The organism is Agrobacterium sp. 22-221-1, from assembly GCF_053522445.1.
Genome location: NZ_JBNWCL010000002.1, coordinates 412,439 through 428,462 on the forward strand (window position 1 = coordinate 412,439; position 16,024 = coordinate 428,462).

The 16,024-nt window shown below is 60.4% G+C and carries 14 protein-coding genes and 1 riboswitch; of the genes, 2 read left to right on the forward strand and 12 right to left on the reverse strand.

Annotated elements, in window-relative coordinates; translation table 11 throughout:
* Nucleotides 1–89: 89 nt before the first annotated feature.
* The 7 genes from ACQZ5N_RS05345 to ACQZ5N_RS05375 form a co-directional block, all read right to left on the reverse strand.
* Nucleotides 90–2,858, reverse strand: coding sequence for a TonB-dependent hemoglobin/transferrin/lactoferrin family receptor (locus ACQZ5N_RS05345; RefSeq protein WP_448732320.1), 2,769 nt, complete (start codon nt 2,856–2,858; stop codon nt 90–92).
* Between the two features lie 149 nt (nt 2,859–3,007).
* The gene (locus ACQZ5N_RS05350) at nt 3,008–4,003 is read right to left on the reverse strand and encodes a FecR family protein (RefSeq protein WP_448732321.1); all 996 of its coding nucleotides are present in this window, start codon (nt 4,001–4,003) and stop codon (nt 3,008–3,010) included.
* 110 nt (nt 4,004–4,113) lie between these two features.
* The gene (locus ACQZ5N_RS05355) at nt 4,114–4,614 is read right to left on the reverse strand and encodes an RNA polymerase sigma factor (protein ID WP_003524633.1); all 501 of its coding nucleotides are present in this window, start codon (nt 4,612–4,614) and stop codon (nt 4,114–4,116) included.
* Nucleotides 4,615–4,802: 188 nt separating this feature from the next.
* A complete protein-coding gene (locus ACQZ5N_RS05360) occupies nt 4,803–5,555 on the reverse strand; it encodes an ABC transporter ATP-binding protein (protein ID WP_003524635.1) in 753 nt (250 codons plus the stop codon).
* On the reverse strand, nt 5,549–6,616 hold the full coding sequence (locus ACQZ5N_RS05365) for a FecCD family ABC transporter permease (RefSeq protein ID WP_020813248.1): 1,068 nt from the start codon (nt 6,614–6,616) through the stop codon (nt 5,549–5,551). Before ACQZ5N_RS05365 ends, ACQZ5N_RS05360 begins: the two co-directional genes overlap by 7 nt.
* The gene (locus ACQZ5N_RS05370; protein WP_448732322.1) at nt 6,613–7,752 is read right to left on the reverse strand and encodes an ABC transporter substrate-binding protein; all 1,140 of its coding nucleotides are present in this window, start codon (nt 7,750–7,752) and stop codon (nt 6,613–6,615) included. Before ACQZ5N_RS05370 ends, ACQZ5N_RS05365 begins: the two co-directional genes overlap by 4 nt.
* Nucleotides 7,753–7,848: 96 nt before the next feature.
* Complete coding sequence (locus ACQZ5N_RS05375; RefSeq protein ID WP_035262089.1) at nt 7,849–8,982, reverse strand: ABC transporter substrate-binding protein; 1,134 nt, start codon at nt 8,980–8,982, stop codon at nt 7,849–7,851.
* A 113-nt stretch (nt 8,983–9,095) separates the two neighbouring features.
* On the opposite strand from ACQZ5N_RS05375, the gene ACQZ5N_RS05380 reads away from it, so the two are divergent.
* On the forward strand, nt 9,096–9,926 hold the full coding sequence (locus tag ACQZ5N_RS05380; RefSeq protein ID WP_448732323.1) for a class I SAM-dependent methyltransferase: 831 nt from the start codon (nt 9,096–9,098) through the stop codon (nt 9,924–9,926).
* A gap of 117 nt (nt 9,927–10,043) precedes the next feature.
* Here the strand turns inward: ACQZ5N_RS05380 and ACQZ5N_RS05385 are convergent, their stop codons facing one another.
* The 5 genes from ACQZ5N_RS05385 to ACQZ5N_RS05405 all read right to left on the reverse strand — a co-directional run bounded on the left by ACQZ5N_RS05385 (nt 10,044) and on the right by ACQZ5N_RS05405 (nt 14,684).
* Nucleotides 10,044–10,523, reverse strand: coding sequence for a pseudoazurin (locus ACQZ5N_RS05385; protein WP_448732324.1), 480 nt, complete (start codon nt 10,521–10,523; stop codon nt 10,044–10,046).
* Nucleotides 10,520–11,320 (reverse strand): ABC transporter ATP-binding protein, encoded by an 801-nt coding sequence (locus ACQZ5N_RS05390; protein WP_448732325.1) that lies wholly within the window; start codon nt 11,318–11,320, stop codon nt 10,520–10,522. Before ACQZ5N_RS05390 ends, ACQZ5N_RS05385 begins: the two co-directional genes overlap by 4 nt.
* Nucleotides 11,317–12,345, reverse strand: a complete 1,029-nt coding sequence (locus ACQZ5N_RS05395; RefSeq protein ID WP_448732326.1) for a FecCD family ABC transporter permease — start codon at nt 12,343–12,345, stop codon at nt 11,317–11,319. The genes ACQZ5N_RS05390 and ACQZ5N_RS05395 overlap by 4 nt, the downstream gene beginning before the upstream one ends.
* A complete protein-coding gene (locus ACQZ5N_RS05400; protein WP_174057820.1) occupies nt 12,342–13,373 on the reverse strand; it encodes an ABC transporter substrate-binding protein in 1,032 nt (343 codons plus the stop codon). The genes ACQZ5N_RS05395 and ACQZ5N_RS05400 overlap by 4 nt, the downstream gene beginning before the upstream one ends.
* Before the next feature lie 158 nt (nt 13,374–13,531).
* Nucleotides 13,532–13,766: riboswitch (cobalamin riboswitch) on the reverse strand.
* Between the two features lie 39 nt (nt 13,767–13,805).
* On the reverse strand, nt 13,806–14,684 hold the full coding sequence (locus tag ACQZ5N_RS05405; protein WP_448732327.1) for a GNAT family N-acetyltransferase: 879 nt from the start codon (nt 14,682–14,684) through the stop codon (nt 13,806–13,808).
* Between the two features lie 203 nt (nt 14,685–14,887).
* Here ACQZ5N_RS05405 and argE point away from each other — a divergent pair, with 203 nt between their 5' ends.
* A complete protein-coding gene (gene argE, locus ACQZ5N_RS05410; RefSeq protein ID WP_448732328.1) occupies nt 14,888–16,012 on the forward strand; it encodes an acetylornithine deacetylase in 1,125 nt (374 codons plus the stop codon).
* Nucleotides 16,013–16,024: the final 12 nt, after the last annotated feature.

The window sequence follows — 16,024 nt, forward strand, 5'->3', positions numbered from 1 at the left end:
CTGGCCAATATCGATACCTTCGTCCTGTGGCGAAGGCGTTTCATCTCCGGGACGGGCTGCAACCCAGCCCGGAGAATTTCTTCCACGGTTCAGAACTTCACGTTCATCGTCGCGATAAAGGTGCGGCCCGGCGCCGTGTAGGCGCTTGCTGCCGGGATGTATTTGCGGTCCGTCAGGTTGTTGACGGCGAAGCGAAGCGTGGCCTTGTCGTTGAAGGCATAGGAACCGTAGAGATCCACCGTCGTGTAGGGATCGGTCACCTCGCGCAGATTGCCTTCCGTATCCAGCGTGCGCGACTGCGTCGGCGTAACGTGGTTGAGCCTTGCGCCCAGCGAGAATTTTTCATCGAAGAAACGCATGCCGCCATCGAGCGTCAGCTTCACCTTGGGCGCGACGTCGCCCGGCCAGGCAACGATTTCACCGGTTGTGGTGGTCGTACCGTTGGAAAAAACCTGTGTCTTTTCAGGCCATTCTGTTTTCAGAAATGTTGCCGAGCCGCCGATCCAGAAACTGCGGGCATCGTAATTGCCCTCGAACTCAAGCCCGCGCATATAGGTCGTGCCGTCCAGATTGACGAAGCTGGTATAGGTGCGGTCGAGAACCTGATCCGTAACGAGATAACCGAGCGCGATATAGTCCTTCACCTCGCGACGAAAGGCAGCCATTTTGATGCGAATGGAATCGTCGTCCAGCAGCACGCCGTCGAAGCTCATATTCGCGCCGATTTCATAGGTCGTCGCCTTTTCGGCACGCAGGGCCTGGTTCGGAGCGTATTCGTATCCGGGGCTATCGCCCGGACGCGCACCGGCGAAAAATGCCTCGAGAATTGTCGGCGGACGCAGGCTCTGGGAATAGCTCACATAGGGGCGGAACCAGTCGACGGGTTTCAGCTCGATGGTGGCGGAGGGCAGCCAGGCGCTGTAGGTGCGATCGATATCGACTTCATGCGAGGGATATTCGGTGACCGGCGTATTCGTGGTTGTACCGGTGCCCGGCATGCAGTTGGCCGAGGTCGTGGGCCAGACACGCGCAAGATAGAGGGCATAACGCGCCGCCCAGCTCGGGTTGGCCGGGGCGAAGACCTGATTGAAATAATCGAGAGCCGTATAGTGATTGCGGATCGCATCGCAGGGTACGGTCGTGGTCACCGTGTAATCGCGAACGCTATAATAGGTCGCCGATCCCTTGAGACGCGACCAGTCGTAACGCACGCCGCCACTCAGCGTGATCCAATCGGCCGGCTCAAGCTCACCATTCAGGAACAGGCTGGCGACATCGCGTCGCCCGGCAGGGCTGAATGACGTGTAGCTGCTGGCGAAGGAGGGATTTTCCGCGATTTTGGCGCTTGTCGCGACGGATGTGGCAATGTCCCGGAAAGCTTCGGCCCCATAGTTCAGACTGAGCGCACCCGCCACCGTGTCAAAGCGGCTGGTATTTTCCAGGCTGCCCCCGAAGCTGCGCAGACCCATGTCGAGGTTCGTCTCCACCGCATATTTGCGCGCCGCACGCAGTTCATGCGTCATATTATCGTTCAGCCACAGCGACGACTTGAAGTCGATGAATTCGCTCTCCGGGTCCCAGTCAAGCTTCGCGACGACGCTGTCGTTTCGCACGCTTTCCCGGTCGATCAACTCAGATGCGCCCTGAACGAAGTCATTCTCCTGATGCATCCAGGAAAGCGAAGCCTTCACGTCGCCGAAGTCGCCTTCGCCCTTGAAAAAGGTCGACCAGCCGTCGCGGCCGAGCAAGTCCTTCATTGTCAGCGCGGTGCTGCGGGCCTCGCCTTTTGTGCCGACCTTGTATTCATCCATGATCGTGCGGCTGTAGCCGGCGACGAAGGAAAGGGGGCCATCCGGCGAGCGAACGGCGCCAAGAACCGAGCCCTGAAAATCATAACCATTGGTGCCGCGGGAAATATTCGCTTCCCCGCCCTTGTTTTCACCCTCGGCGATGAGATCGTCGGCGCTGACGGTTCGGAACTCGACCTTGCCGCCCAGAGAGCCGGCATTGCCTGAGCGCGCATTGGTTATTTTCTCGATCTCGACGGCACGGATGAAAGCGACATCCACATAACCCTGCCCGGCGCTTGCGGTGTAGCTCGTGGCGCCGCCGAAGGCCGCACCACGCTGCGCATTCTGCCGCGCCCCGTCGATGGAGACGACCACGCGGCCGCTTTCCTGCAAACCGCGCACATTCGGCGAAACGGTTGGGAAGCTGCCATTGCCCTCACCAGCATAAACACCGGAAACTCGGTTGAAAACATCGCGCGTGTTGCGCACGCCCGCCGACTGGATCGCCTCACGGCCGACCACGCTGACGCTGGCGGGCGTTTCATAAACCCAGTCGGGTGTCCCCTGATAACCGGAACCGGCAATGGAGTTGCGCCCGGTCTTGCCGGTCAGGGTAATGGTTTCCAGAACCGTCGTACCCTCCGCCGCGGAAAGATCGACGGTCGATTGCCCCGTGCCGATGACGACGGTTCTGCCATTGCCGGCGATACGGAAATTGACGCCCGTTCCCGCCAGCAACCGTGACAGCGCCTCCCGCACCGTGAAACTGCCGGTGACGGCATTGGTGCGCACATTTCCGGCCGCGGGCGTGGCAAGCGTGACCTGAAGGCCGGATTGCCGCCCGAAAGCACCCACGACCGATGACAGCGACTGGGCGGGAATGTTGAACGGCCGCGTCGCCCCCTGCTCGCCGCCTGGACGCTGGGAATTGGCGGTGTCAGCTCCGGTCTGGGCCAGAACGGGCGTCGCGAATGAAACGGCGACCGCCGTTGTCGCCAGCAGCACGGCCCTGCGAGCCTGCTTTGCTGCTTTTTCCCCTGAACCGGTCTTGCATGTCTGGAGGCGCATATTGCTTTTGTCTTCCTGTCTTTCGCTCCGGATATATCTTGACCGGATTACTCAACAAAAAGACGATTGCCTCGTCGATTTTTTTCAGGCTTTCGGAAGAAATTTTATAAATTACTGAAAATAAATATGATTTTTTGTTTCGGAATGTTTCAGAAGCGGGTGATGATGCGGGCGCTGCCGCCAATCGCATGCACCTTGCCCTTGTAGGGTTCCACCAGGGCTTCCAGCGCGCGATCCGGGTCGCGCAGATCGTAAAACCCTGTCACCCTCTGCTCGGCAAGCCGCTTGTCGGCCATCGTCAGCCATGCCGGGTGGTAGCGCTGGATCTGCTCCACGACCGAGCCTATCGTCGCATCGACTACATAGAGTTCGCCATTGCGCCAGCCGCCAATATCCTCGACGGAAACAGTCTCTTTGCGGATCGCGCCGGAAGCGTCGACAATCAGCATCTCGCCCGGCACCAGCCGCGTTGGCGGTGCATTGCGGAAAGACGCCTCCACGGAACCGTGCGCCAGCGCCACCTGGGTTACGCCATCCGTCAGGTCGACGTCGAAAGCCGTGCCCAACACCTGAACGGTCACGTTTTTTGCCTCCACGACGAAGGGACGCGCTTTGTCCGGCACGACGTCGAAAAAGGCTTCCCCCTTTAGCACCGTCACATTGCGGCGGCCATTCGTGAAATTCGTTGAAAGCGCACTCGCGGCGGCAAGCTGCACTTTGCTGCCATCTTCGAGGGTGATCGTGCGGCTTTCGGCAGTGGTGGTCTGATAGTCCGCCTCCAGGCGAACGAAAAATGCCGGAACGAACAGCACCGCAAGACAGAGGGACGCAGCCGCCACGGCCGCGCCGGCATAGTGCCGCACGGACCAGCGCCGCCGCTGCGGCTTTGTCACGGTCTTGCCGGGCAGATGCGGCGCATCTTCCCAGAGGTTCTTGAATTCCGGCTCCACCAAGCCGAGATTGCGCCACGTCTTGCATGTTCGTTCCCAGGCGAGACGGTTTGCCGGCGCTGCCGCCAGCCATTGCTCGAATTCCGCCTTCAGCCGCGGTTCCGCCGAGCCAGACTGCAAGCGCAGCAGCCAGTCGGCCGCCTCCTCCGCCTTACCGGCCGGCAATTCAATTTTTTTCTCTGGATCAATGGTCATTGAACCGGGCCAGTTCCTTTGCGGGGCGGAGGAGAAGCGTCGTCTTCTGCATTGCTATAAAGACGTTTGAGGAAGAGATTTTTTTCACAGGCGGGACAATCAGGACTATTTTACTTCATTTCTTTGGTAATCGCGGCAATGCTGCCCTTGATCAGACGATGTGCGCTGGCTACGGACACGCCAAGGTGACGCGCAATCTCTTCCATATTGTAACCACCGAATCTGTGCATTTCCAATGCCACCCTTGCCTGAACCGGCAGGCCGGCCAAAATAGTCCGCATCTGCCGGACTTCGTCGCAGAAAAGGGCATGCTCCTCCGGCGTACCATTGTCCTGCGGCACACCCCAGAAAGGCGTATCGTCCGGCCGTTCCCGAAGGTCCTGGCGGCTGCGCCGGCGATTGTCGAGCGCAAGATTGCGAACGATGCGAAACAGATAGGATTTGAGGTTGGAAGGATTGCCGGAGGCCTCGGGAACGAATTTCAGGAATGCTTCCTGAACCACGTCCTCCGCATCCGCCCGCGACCCCAGAATGAGGGTGGCGTATTTGATCAGGTCGACCCTATGCGCGACGTAAGCGTTATAACGCTTGTCATCTTCCCGTATGCCCATGTCTCAACCGAGAGAAATTTCAAGGATCGACGAAACCTGCCGCCCCCGAATGGCCGCGCAGTTCTGCCGCTCAAAGCTCTAGCATCCAAACCGTGGATCGAACAGATATTTCATGACTATTATCATCAAGAATTTGTGCAGGCCACATCGAGCGGACCCGGCAGCAAGCGCGGCCGGGTCTTGACCTGTCAGATGGCCCCGTCGACAATGACCATCGGTCTGCCCTGCGAGCAGGGCTCGATACGGGCATCGATGCGATAGATATCGCGCAGCATCTCCGGGGTTATAACCGCCTCCGTGCTACCGCTCACCACCATTTCACCACGCGCGATAACCATCGTATTGGCGCAATAACGAAGCGCATGGTTGAGGTCATGCAGGGCGATCAGCACGATCATGCCGGTCTTCTGCGCCAGATCGGTGACGAAACCCAGAACCTCGATCTGCCGGTGAAGATCGAGCGCGGAGGTCGGCTCGTCCATCAGCAGCACTTCCGGCTTGCGCGCCAGCGCCTGCGCCAGCGAAACAAGCTGCCGCTGACCGCCCGACAATTCGCCAAGCCCGCGGAAAGCAAGGTCATGGATTTTCAGCGCCTTGAGAATGGCGTCGATCTCGAACAGCTCATCGTCATGGACCCGCCAGCCGCCGCCCTGCTTGGCGGAAAGAAGCACGGATTCGTAAACGGTCAGAACGGCATTGGCGCCGGTATCCTGCGGCATGTAGCAGATGGCGCGGTTGCCGCGAGCCGTATCGGAGAGCTCGACCAGTCCGGGGCCGGAAATCAGGCTGGCGATGCGCTTGAAAAGCGTGGACTTGCCGGCGGCGTTCGGGCCGATCACCGCCGTCACACTGCCGCTTTCCAGAGTATCGATGCCGACCTTGGAGAGAACCGTGATGCGCCCATAGGCGGCGCCGACATCTTTCAGTGCGAGCGCTACCATGCGCGCCTCCTGTTGCCGAAAATAAGCGCGAAGAAGAACGGAACGCCGACGAGCGCCGTGATGACGCCGATAGGCAGAATAGCGCCGGGAATGAGAATCTTGCTGATGACCGAGGTTGCCGACAGAAGCAGCGCACCGCAGATCACCGAGCCGGGCAGGAAGAACCGCTGGTCCTCACCCACCACCATGCGGGCGATGTGCGGACCGACCAGCCCGACGAAACCGATTGTGCCGACAAAAGAAACCGGAATGGCCGCCAGCAGGCTGACCGTCAGCATGGTCGTCAACCGCAGCCGCCGGACATTGATGCCCATGCTGGCCGCCTTGTCGTCGCCGAGCCTCAGCGCCGTCAGCGCCCAGGCATTGCGCATGAACAGCGGCACGGTGACGAGGAGGATGGCGGCGGTGATATAGACCTTGTCCCAGGTCGCCTTCGTCAGGCTGCCCATGGTCCAGAAAACCACGGCGGCAAGCGCCTGTTCGGAAGCGAGATATTCGAGCAGCGACAGCGCCGCATTGAAGGTGAACACCAGTGCAATGCCGAGCAGCACGATGGTTTCGACCGTCACCCCGCGAAGCGTCGAGGCGAAATGGATGAACAGAGCCGCTACCATGGCCATGATGAAGGCGTTGATCGGCACCATGTAATGCACCGCGCCCGGAAAGATCGCCACGCCGCCAACCAGCGCCAGCGCCGCACCGAAACTTGCCGCCGCCGAAATGCCGAGCGTGAAGGGGCTGGCGAGCGGGTTCGACAGGATGGTCTGCATCTGCGCCCCCGCAACCGAAAGCGACGCTCCGACGGTCACCGCCATCAGCGCGATCGGCATGCGAATATCCCAGATCACCACCCGAAGCTGGTTTCCGACGGCGGCCGGATCGGCAATCGTCGCCAGAACCTCGGAGAGCGTATAGCGCGCCGGACCGAGCGCCATGTCGGCGGCCATGCTGAAACACAGCGCGATAAAAAGCCCGAAGAGGATGATTATCCTGCGCGCGGCAAGGGCGCGATATTGATCGCGCCCACTGATGCCAACCGCGCTTTCATTCAGCGAACTCATTGGTTCAAACCTTTTTCGAGCGAGGCGAAATAGCCCGGCTTGTAGGTGACGGGGAGGAATTTGCGGTGAAACTCCTCAAAATTCTTTTCCGGATCGAGATCGGCGAAGAGATCGGGATGGAACCACTTGGCGAATTGCTGGATCGGGAAGAATTCGTAGGGCGCGCCATAGAACTGGTGCCAGACGGCATGGACATTGCCTTGCTTCACGGCCTTCAGTTCCGGAAACGGCGTGCGCTTCATAAGGTTGGCCAGTCGCTCACGCGAGAGAGCCATATCCGCCCCGCGTCCGACCGGAACGAACTGGTTGATGTCGGATTCGGCAGCCCAATTGGAACCGGTGACGATGACGTGGTCCGGATCGGCAACGACGAGCTGTTCGGGATTGAGATCGCCGAAGGTCGTCTTGATGATGCCGTCGGCAATGTTGTGGCCGCCGGCGAGATCGACCATCGCGCCGAAATTGACGGGTCCGAAAGTGCGGCAGCAATTGTTTTCGCCGGAAATGCCGGGCGCGCGTTCAATGAAGACGTTCGGGCGCTTCAGGCCCTTGACGCTGGCGAGCCGGTCGGTCACGCGGGCGATTTCGGCGCGGCGATAGGCGATGAATTCCTTCGCCCGCTCTTCGGCGCCGAAGAGTTTGCCGAGAATTTCGACCGAGGCTTCGCTGTTCTTTTCAGGATCGATGCGGAAATCGAGATAGATGATCTTGATGCCTGCGGCAGCGGCCTTTTCTTCGAAACCGCTCTCCTTGGCGGATTTCTCCGCTTCCAGATTGAGGGTGATCACATCGGGCGAAAGGGTGATGGCCGTTTCCAGGCTGAAATCGCCCTGCGGCACATAACCGAAGCGCGGCAGTTTCTCGATCTGCGGAAAACGCTCGACATAGGCGGCGTAGCTGTCGGGGTCCTTCTTGAGAAGATCGTCACGCCAGCCGACAATGGTGTCGAAGGTCTTGTCGCCCTTGAGCGCGGCAATGACATGCACCTGGCGCGCCTCACCGACGATGACGCGTCTGGCCGGCAGGTCCAGTTCGACTTTGCGACCGGTGACATCGGTAATCTCGGCAGCCAGAACCGGCACGGCGAGAAGGGAGAAAGCCAGCACCGCAAGATGCCTGAGAGCGTTGAGCCGCATGAGAAGTCCTCATTGAGTTCCAAAACAAAGCGATAAAGCCGCATGGCTGCGGCGTTATCCATCGGTTGGACGGCGCTCCCCTTCACCGTCCCTTTATTACCTGGCGTCCTTCAGCGAAACGAAGTAGCCGGGCTTGTAGTCGAGCGGCAGGAAGCGGGCATGCAGTTCCTTGAAGGTCGCCTCCGGGTCGAGGTCCTTGAAGAGGTCCGGATGCAGCCACTTGGCGATTTCCTGAACGGCCACGAACTGATAGGGGTTGTTGTAGAACTGATGCCAGATGGCGTGGACATTACCGTCCTTCACCGCCTGCACGCCTGTGAAAGCCGGGCGCTTGGTCAGGTTTTCAAGCTTGCGATGGGCTTCTTTCAGATCCGCGCCATAACCGACGCCGACCCAGTTGCCGCCCGGAACATAACCGTTCCAGTTGCCGCCGGTGATGATGATCTGCTCCGGGTTGGAGGCAATGATCTGTTCCGGATTGACGGTGCCGAAAGTGCCGGGAATGATGTCCTTGGCCATGTTGACGCCGCCGGCAAGCTCCACCATCTTGCCGAAGTTCTCGTTGCCGAAGGACATGCAGCAATCGTCGGAGTAACCGCCGGCGCGCTCCATGAACACGACGGGCTTCTTCGGATTGGCCTTTTCGAGCGTATCGGTAACCTTGGCGATGGAGTCGGCGCGGAACTTGATGAAGTCCTCGGCGATCTTTTCCTTGCCCGTCAGCTGCCCCATGAGGCGCATGCTCGGCTCGGTATTTTCCATCGGCTTTTCACGGAAATCGACGTAAACCAGCGGAATGCCGACCTTGGCGAGCTTTTCGATATAGCCCGCTTCTTCGGTCGCCGTCTTGGCGTCGATATTCATCAGGATCACGTCAGGCTTCAGGGCGACAGCCTGCTCTATGTCGAAAGTGCCGTCCTTCATGCCGCCGAAAGTCGGCAGCTTGGCGATTTCCGGATACTTTGCGAGATAGGCCGCATAGGTTTCCGGGTCGGCTTTCGTCAGATCGTCGCGCCAGCCAACCACGTGCTGGAAAGGGTTTTCCTTGTCGAGCGCAGCCAGGAAATAAATCTGGCGACCTTCACCGAGGATGACGTGCGATACCGGCACATTCACCTCGACATCGCGGCCCGTCACATCCTTGACGGTGACCTTTTCGGCGAATGCCGGCCATGCGGCGGATACGAGAAGGCCAAGGGCAAGTGCCGCAGATTTGGCTGAGATGCGCATCGGATATTGCTCTCCAGTGTTGACTGGCGCGGCTGTATTATTTTCTGACTATACTAGTCAACATTTATGTTTTAGAGCCATTCTTAACTGACCGGTACATGAGTTGAAGACCGATGATCGACACAATCCAATATGGCAAAAACGACAGTCTGAGAGACGAAATCAAATCCTATTGGTCCGGCCGCGCCGCGACTTTCGACCTTTCCCCCGGACATGAAATTTTCTCCGAAGACGAGCGCGAGGCCTGGCACGCGCTTATCCTGAAACATCTCGGCCGCGGAGAGGGCCGCAGGGCGCTCGATCTTGCCAGCGGCACCGGCGTCATCTCGCACCTGATGGACGATCTCGGTTTTCAGGTCACCGGCATGGACTGGTCGGAAACCATGCTGGCGCTTGCCCGTGAAAAAGCGAAAAGCCGTGGCCGCAGCATCCGCTTTTTCGTTGGCGATGCCGAAAACACGATGGAACCGGATGAAAGCGCCGATGTCATCATCACCCGTCATCTGGTCTGGACGCTGGTGGACCCGCAGGCAAGCTTTGCCGAATGGTTCCGCGTTCTGAAACCGGGCGGACGGCTTCTGATCGTCGACGGCGATTTCGTGAATACCGGCTGGCGCGAAAAACTGGTGAAGAAACTGGCGGCCGGTCTCGAAAGTCTCGGCCTCGTCAAAGCGGACCAGCCGCACAAGCCGGTGGACCCGGAAAACACATTCAACAGCATTCTTTCCCGCGTTTATTTTTCGAAGGGCGCAAGGGCCGGCGATGTCGCGGCGCTGTTGCGTGCGACCGGCTTCGAACCTGTCGCAATCGATCAGGAGCTTCAGGCCATTCACCGCGCCCAGGCGAAAAATTTCAGCCTGCTGAAAGGCATTCTGCGCGGGCTGCAGCATCGTTATGCCGTGTGCGCGGTGAAGCCGGGAGACTACTCCGTCACCCCGGACTAGATCCGGAGTCCAGTGCGATCAAGTCATTGATCGCAAAAGACTCTCCCCACGGCGCAGACGCGCCGCGGCTGGATGCCGGATCAAGTCCGGCATGACGGATGAGAGCTCAGTGCAGCCTCATTTTTCCGCCTGCTCGAAAAGATCGTCCAATCGCGGTTTGGCGCGACCCGGCACGTCCACCGTCCGGTAGCTCTGCGGCAGGGTCGCCTCGCCGACCTTGATCAGCATGACCATGCCCATGCCGTAATGCGGCGAGCATTTGATGCCGTAAAAGCCCGGCTTTTCAAAGCCGGTCTCGAATTCGTCATTGATCCGGCTTTTGAAACCTTCGACACCTTCCGGGATCATGCCATCGATGGTCGCGGCATTGTGGCTCTTGTGGGTGGGCACAAAGCGCACGCGGTCGCCGGGCGCTATTTCGAGAAAATCGGGTTCGAATACCATCGGGCCTTTTTCGCCCCGGTTCAGCATTTTCACCTCGAAGGTCTCGGCTGAAGCCTGAAGCGGAAAGCCCGTGACCGCCACGGCAATGACGGCAGCGGCCCAAAACAGGCTGGTCCTTGCAGCGGCGTTTGCAAGCGTCGTCAATGTCATCATCGTGCCAGTACTTTCCTTGCAGGCTCGGCCCGCCCATGGGCCGGCAGAAAACGAATATGGGAAAAGCCGCCCTCATCCGTGGTGACGACGCATTCCACCCCGAAGACGGCGGCTATTCTCGCCGGTGTCAGAACCTCTCGCGGCGGACCGACCGCGATCATCTCGCCGCGGTGCAGGATGGCGACGCGATCACAGAACATGGCGGCGTGATTGAGATCGTGCAGCGCCGCCACAACGGTCAGGCCCTGCCGGCGCACCAGATCGAGCAGGCCGATCTGGTGGCCTATGTCGAGGTGATTGGTCGGCTCGTCCAGAAGCAGGATATGCGGCTCCTGCGTCAATGCGCGGGCGATATGCAAGCGCTGGCGTTCGCCGCCCGAAAGATGGTGCCAGTTGCGCTCCGCCTTGTCGGCCATGTCGACATTGGCAAGTGCTGCATCAACAATGACGTCATCCTGCTGCGACCAGGCGGAAAGCGGCCCGAGATAGGGCGTGCGTCCAAGCTCCACCGCCTGTCGTGCGGTGATGCGTTCGGTGGTTTCGGCCTGCTGCTCCACGAAGGCGAGCCGGCGGGCAAGGTCTCGCCGTCCCAATGAGGCAAGCGGCTCACCCCCGAGCGTAACGTGCCCCCGGCGCGGCTTGCGAATGCCTGCCAGCATGGAGAGCAGCGTGCTTTTGCCGGAACCGTTCGGTCCAATGATGCCAAGAAACTCACCGGAACCGACATCGAGTGAAACGCCGCGCACAATGTCGATATTGCCGGCGTGGAAATGCAGGTCGTGGGCAGATAACTTCATGAACGCCCCCTCTTCTGCCCGAGGATGAAGGCAAAGGCGGGAGCGCCGACGAGCGCGGTGATGACGCCGATGGGCAGCACCTGCCCCGGAATGACGATGCGCGAGAGAATATCCGCGACGATCATGAAAACCGCGCCGGTCAGTGCCGTCACCGGCAGCAATATACCGTGGCGAACGCCGACGAAGATGCGCGCGGCATGCGGAATGACGAGGCCCACGAAGCCAATGGAGCCGACCAGCGACACCATCGCAGCCGTCATGATCGCCGAAACGGAGATCAGCACCGCATAGACCCAACGCACCGGAATACCAAGCGAGGCAGCCGCCTGACCGCCGAAGGCGAAGGCATCGAGCGCCCGGGCATACCAGAGACACACCGCAAGTCCCGCAAGGCTGACCGGCAGCGCCAGCCAGACATCCGGCCAGCGCACGCCCGAGAGGTTGCCCAGCAGCCAGAACATGATGCCGCGCGCCTGTTCGGCATTAGCGGATTTGGTGACGATGAAAGAGGTCATGGCATTAAACAACTGCGACCCGGCCACCCCCGCCAGAATGATGGCGCTGTTGCCGTGTCCCGCCCGCACCGCCAGAAGACTGACCAGCGAAAACGCAACGAAGGCACCGATGAGCGCCCCGGCCGGCATCGTCAGGAACCCCGCTCCGAAGCCAAGCAGCGCGACAGCGACGGCACCGGTGGAGGCGCCGGCGGAAATGCCGAGAATATAAGGATCGGCAAGCGGATTGCGCAAAAGCGATTGCAGCACCGCCCCGGCCAGCGCCAAAGAAGCGCCGCAACAGGCGGCGACGACGGCGCGGCTGAGGCGGTAACTCCAGACAATGCCCTCATCCAGCGGTTCCAGCGGATAGTCCGCATGGAAGACGCGGTTGGCGATTGTTTTCGCCACGACGTCGAAAGGAATGGCGGTCTCGCCGATGGCCGCCCCGGCCATCAGCGCGACGAGCAGCAGGGCGAGCGCGGCAAAAGCCAGCCCTACCCTGCCGAGATGGATGGAAAGACCGTTCACTTGGCGAGGCCGGCAGCCGAAATCGCCTCGGCCAGCGTTTCGATGCCTTCAATGGTGCGAATGGTCGGGTTCATCGCCTGCGCATCCATCTCGAACACATGACCTTCCTTGACGGCGGGCATGATGCTGGCCACGGGATCGGTGGCGAGGAACTTCAGCTTGACGGCGACATCATCGGCGGGGAAACGGCGGCGATCCATCTTGCCGGCAACGATGATGGAGGGATTTGCCTTGGCGATGGTTTCCCAGCCGACGGTCGGCCATTCTTCATCGCTTTCGATGACGTTCTTCAACCCCAGCGCGGACATGATGTAGCCGGGAGCGCCATTGCGGCCAGCCACATAGGGATCGATATCCAGCTCGGCGCTGGAGAACCAGAAGACGGCAGAAAGCTTGCCATTTGCCGAGGCGATCTTGGCGCGGGCGGCTTCTTCACGCTTCTTCAGGTCGGCAACGACCTCTTCACCGCGATCCTGCACGTTGAAGATTTTGGCGAGATCGCGGATTTCCTGGTAGATCAGATCCATGGTGAAGACGGTGTTGCGCACGCCGTCGCCGCCGCCGGAATTGTCCTTGCCCATGCAATCGGCGGGCGAGGTATAAACGGGAACCCCGAGCTCGGCGAATTGCGCCGGTGTTCCGACAACGCCTTCCGGGCCGATCTGCCACTGGAACTGCGTCGTCACGAGGTCCGGCTTCTTGCCGATGACCGCCTCGAAGCTCGGATCATTGTCAGCCAGACGCTCGACCCTGGCATTGGCCTCTTCGTAGCCCTTCAGAACCGGACCGATCCACAGCGCCGTGCCGACCACCTTGTCGGCGAGGCCGAGGAGGTAAAGAACCTCGGTTGTGCTCTGGCCGACGGACACGGTGCGGGCGGGTGCCTGCTTGAAGGTGATCTCCTGACCGCAGCTGTTGATCGTCAGGGGATAGGTGGTTTCGGCAGCATTGGCGGCGGCGACAGGCAAAACCGCAAGCGCAGCGGCCAGAAAGCCGGCATGGACCGGCAGGCGTCTAGAATGAAACATGTGTTCTCCAGTCGAAAGTAAATCTTATTCCAGAGCAGCAGGCGTCAGAACGCGCAGCAACAGCGGGACGTCTTGTACGGAGAACGGCAATAGGACGCAAACGAAATGTTATGAAATAACATTACAATCTCCTCCTCCGGGCTTCCCCGCCCGTAACGATGGTTTATATTTCGACGGCAGGTCTCCTGGCTCACGGATTTGCGTCACTCATCTGCCTTCCCGCATTCCGGAGAATACAGTGGCATGACGCCTTGAAGCGTCACGGGGATGAACGACAATCCGCTTACAGTTGCGGGGGCAGCCACGGCATTGGGCGAAAAAGACCGCCCGCACCATGTTCCCTATTAATCCCTTCGCCTTTCGGCTGCAGGAACCGTCGCTTTCTCACATAAGGGGCAAGAGGCGGGGCGTCAATTGCGATAGTGCCGCACCTCAGCACAAAGACGGGCCCGCCAGGGCGAAAATCTTTGCGGAGCCGGAGCCTGCCGGTTGCGGCGCGCCTTTCGACATGGCGGTGAGCGTTTCGATCACCACCAGCCCGGATTGCGCCAGGAACTCGGTCAGAAGACCGCTATCCCGCACGGCATCGAGACGGACAAGCTGATCGTCGAGATCGGAAAAATGTCGCCTCACCAGCGCAATCGCATCCGCCTCGTCACCGGCAACGACCGGACCGACAATATGGCCCCGTCCCGCCGCACGCCGCAATGCAAAGGCGGCAAGACGATCGGCCTCGAACAGGCCGTAACCCGTATTTTCCCGGAGAAGGCGGTGCAGGACGCCCCGGCGCGAAACGCCGAAAGCCGCCCGATCCAGATCCGCCACGGCGGACAAATGATCCTCGGACAGCGGCTCGATTCTCTGTTTTCTTCCAAGCGTCGGCATCTCGGCAGGGCAGCGCGCCTTGCCGCGCAGGAGATGTACTTTTTCCGTATCTCCGGCAAAACCCAGCCGTGCGAAAAGCCGTCGCGAGACTTCCGTGGCGTTCAACCGCAGGGCGGCGTCAGGGTAACCCGCAGTGAGCTGGCCCACCAGCCATGGTGCGACGCCCTGCCCCTGCAAACGGGGAGAAACGATGACCATGCCGACCGTCGCGAAACCCTCATCATAGGGAAACAGCATTGCCGTTGCGACAACGCGATCGATTTCGTCAAGCGCGGCAAGGCCAACGCCGCACTGCCGTAGGAAACACCATTCGTTCGCGTGATATCGCCATCCTACAGCCATGGACAAAGCATGTAGATGATCGGCCTCCACATCGGCGATATCCACTGTCCGCAACTCGAAACTATCGACTTTGAGCAGCTCCATGACAAACGGCTCTCATTCCCTCCGGCGCGGAACCTTGATCCCGGTAGCCCAGCTCACGACATCCGAAGATAACCAGCCTCGTCAGCAGGAATTTTCCGAAAGCGCTGGAAGGACACAACAATCTACTGAAATCACCCGTATTTCAGCAGATAAACGCCGCAGGCCGCTCTAAGCTTTTCGGCGTTGAAGCGACGGAGACAGCCATGAACGCAATCGACATTCTGGAGCGTCTTGTCGGCTTCCCGTCGGTGGTCGGAACCGCCAATGGCGACATCGCCGGATGGATCGCCGATTATCTGGAAAGCCACGGCGCGAAAGTATCGCTGCTTGCCGGCCCGGAGGGCGACCGCGCCAATCTCTTTGCCAGCTTCGGCCCGACCGATGCCAGCGGATACATCCTGTCCGGCCATATGGATGTGGTGCCTGCCGGTGAGCCGGAATGGTCCTCCGATCCCTTCACGCTGAGAACCGAAGGCGAGCGCCTCTACGGACGCGGAACCACCGACATGAAAGGGTTTCTGGCCACGGTTCTCGCCGCAGTACCGGCATTTTCACGCATGGCGCTGAAGCGGCCCGTTCACATCGCCTTTTCCTATGACGAGGAGGCGGGCTGCCGCGGCGTTCCCCATCTCATCGCCCGATTGCCGGAGCTATGCGCAAAACCGGCGGGTGCGATCATCGGCGAACCGAGCAATCTGCGCGCCGTGCGCGCCCACAAGGGCAAGGCCGCCGCACGCATCACCATTCGCGGTCGCTCCGGCCATTCCTCGCGGCCGGATCAGGGCGTGAACGCCATTCATCTGATGACCGGCATCATGGCAAAGGCGGTCGAGACCGCACAGGCTCTCACCGAGGGGCCTTTCGAAGCGACGTTCGAACCGCCCTATTCCTCCCTGCAGATCGGCACGGCGAAAGGCGGACAGGCGATCAATATCATCCCCGATCTCTGCGCCATCGAACTGGAGGCGCGGGCGATTGCTGGCGTGTCGCCGGTCGCCCTGCTCCAGCCGGTGCGCGACGGCGTCGAAGCGCTCGCCGCCAGGGGCATCGACATAGAATGGACGCCGATGAGCGATTATCCGGCGCTGTCCCTTGCCGCCGATGCGCCGCTCGTGAAGCTTCTGGAAGAATTGACCGACGCGCCCTGCATCGCCGCCGTCAGCTATGGCACGGAGGCCGGGCTTTTTCAGGCGGCCGGCATCGACGCCATCATCTGCGGCCCGGGCGATATCGGCCGCGCCCACAAACCGGACGAATTCATAACGGCCGGCGAACTGTCGGCCTGCCAGTCAATGCTGGAAACACTGGCGAACCGCTGCACGGTTTAAACCTTCGGAACC

Excerpts from the sequence above, each read along its gene's own strand:
- ACQZ5N_RS05345 (WP_448732320.1), bottom strand. The coding sequence starts at position 2,858 with ATGCGCCTCCAGACATGCAAGACCGGTTCAGGGGAAAAAGCAGCAAAG.
- ACQZ5N_RS05350 (WP_448732321.1), bottom strand. The coding sequence starts at position 4,003 with ATGACCATTGATCCAGAGAAAAAAATTGAATTGCCGGCCGGTAAGGCG.
- ACQZ5N_RS05355 (WP_003524633.1), bottom strand. The coding sequence starts at position 4,614 with ATGGGCATACGGGAAGATGACAAGCGTTATAACGCTTACGTCGCGCAT.
- ACQZ5N_RS05360 (WP_003524635.1), bottom strand. The coding sequence starts at position 5,555 with ATGGTAGCGCTCGCACTGAAAGATGTCGGCGCCGCCTATGGGCGCATC.
- ACQZ5N_RS05365 (WP_020813248.1), bottom strand. The coding sequence starts at position 6,616 with ATGAGTTCGCTGAATGAAAGCGCGGTTGGCATCAGTGGGCGCGATCAA.
- ACQZ5N_RS05370 (WP_448732322.1), bottom strand. The coding sequence starts at position 7,752 with ATGCGGCTCAACGCTCTCAGGCATCTTGCGGTGCTGGCTTTCTCCCTT.
- ACQZ5N_RS05375 (WP_035262089.1), bottom strand. The coding sequence starts at position 8,982 with ATGCGCATCTCAGCCAAATCTGCGGCACTTGCCCTTGGCCTTCTCGTA.
- ACQZ5N_RS05380 (WP_448732323.1), top strand. The coding sequence starts at position 9,096 with ATGATCGACACAATCCAATATGGCAAAAACGACAGTCTGAGAGACGAA.
- ACQZ5N_RS05385 (WP_448732324.1), bottom strand. The coding sequence starts at position 10,523 with ATGATGACATTGACGACGCTTGCAAACGCCGCTGCAAGGACCAGCCTG.
- ACQZ5N_RS05390 (WP_448732325.1), bottom strand. The coding sequence starts at position 11,320 with ATGAAGTTATCTGCCCACGACCTGCATTTCCACGCCGGCAATATCGAC.
- ACQZ5N_RS05400 (WP_174057820.1), bottom strand. The coding sequence starts at position 13,373 with ATGTTTCATTCTAGACGCCTGCCGGTCCATGCCGGCTTTCTGGCCGCT.
- ACQZ5N_RS05405 (WP_448732327.1), bottom strand. The coding sequence starts at position 14,684 with ATGGAGCTGCTCAAAGTCGATAGTTTCGAGTTGCGGACAGTGGATATC.
- argE (WP_448732328.1), top strand. The coding sequence starts at position 14,888 with ATGAACGCAATCGACATTCTGGAGCGTCTTGTCGGCTTCCCGTCGGTG.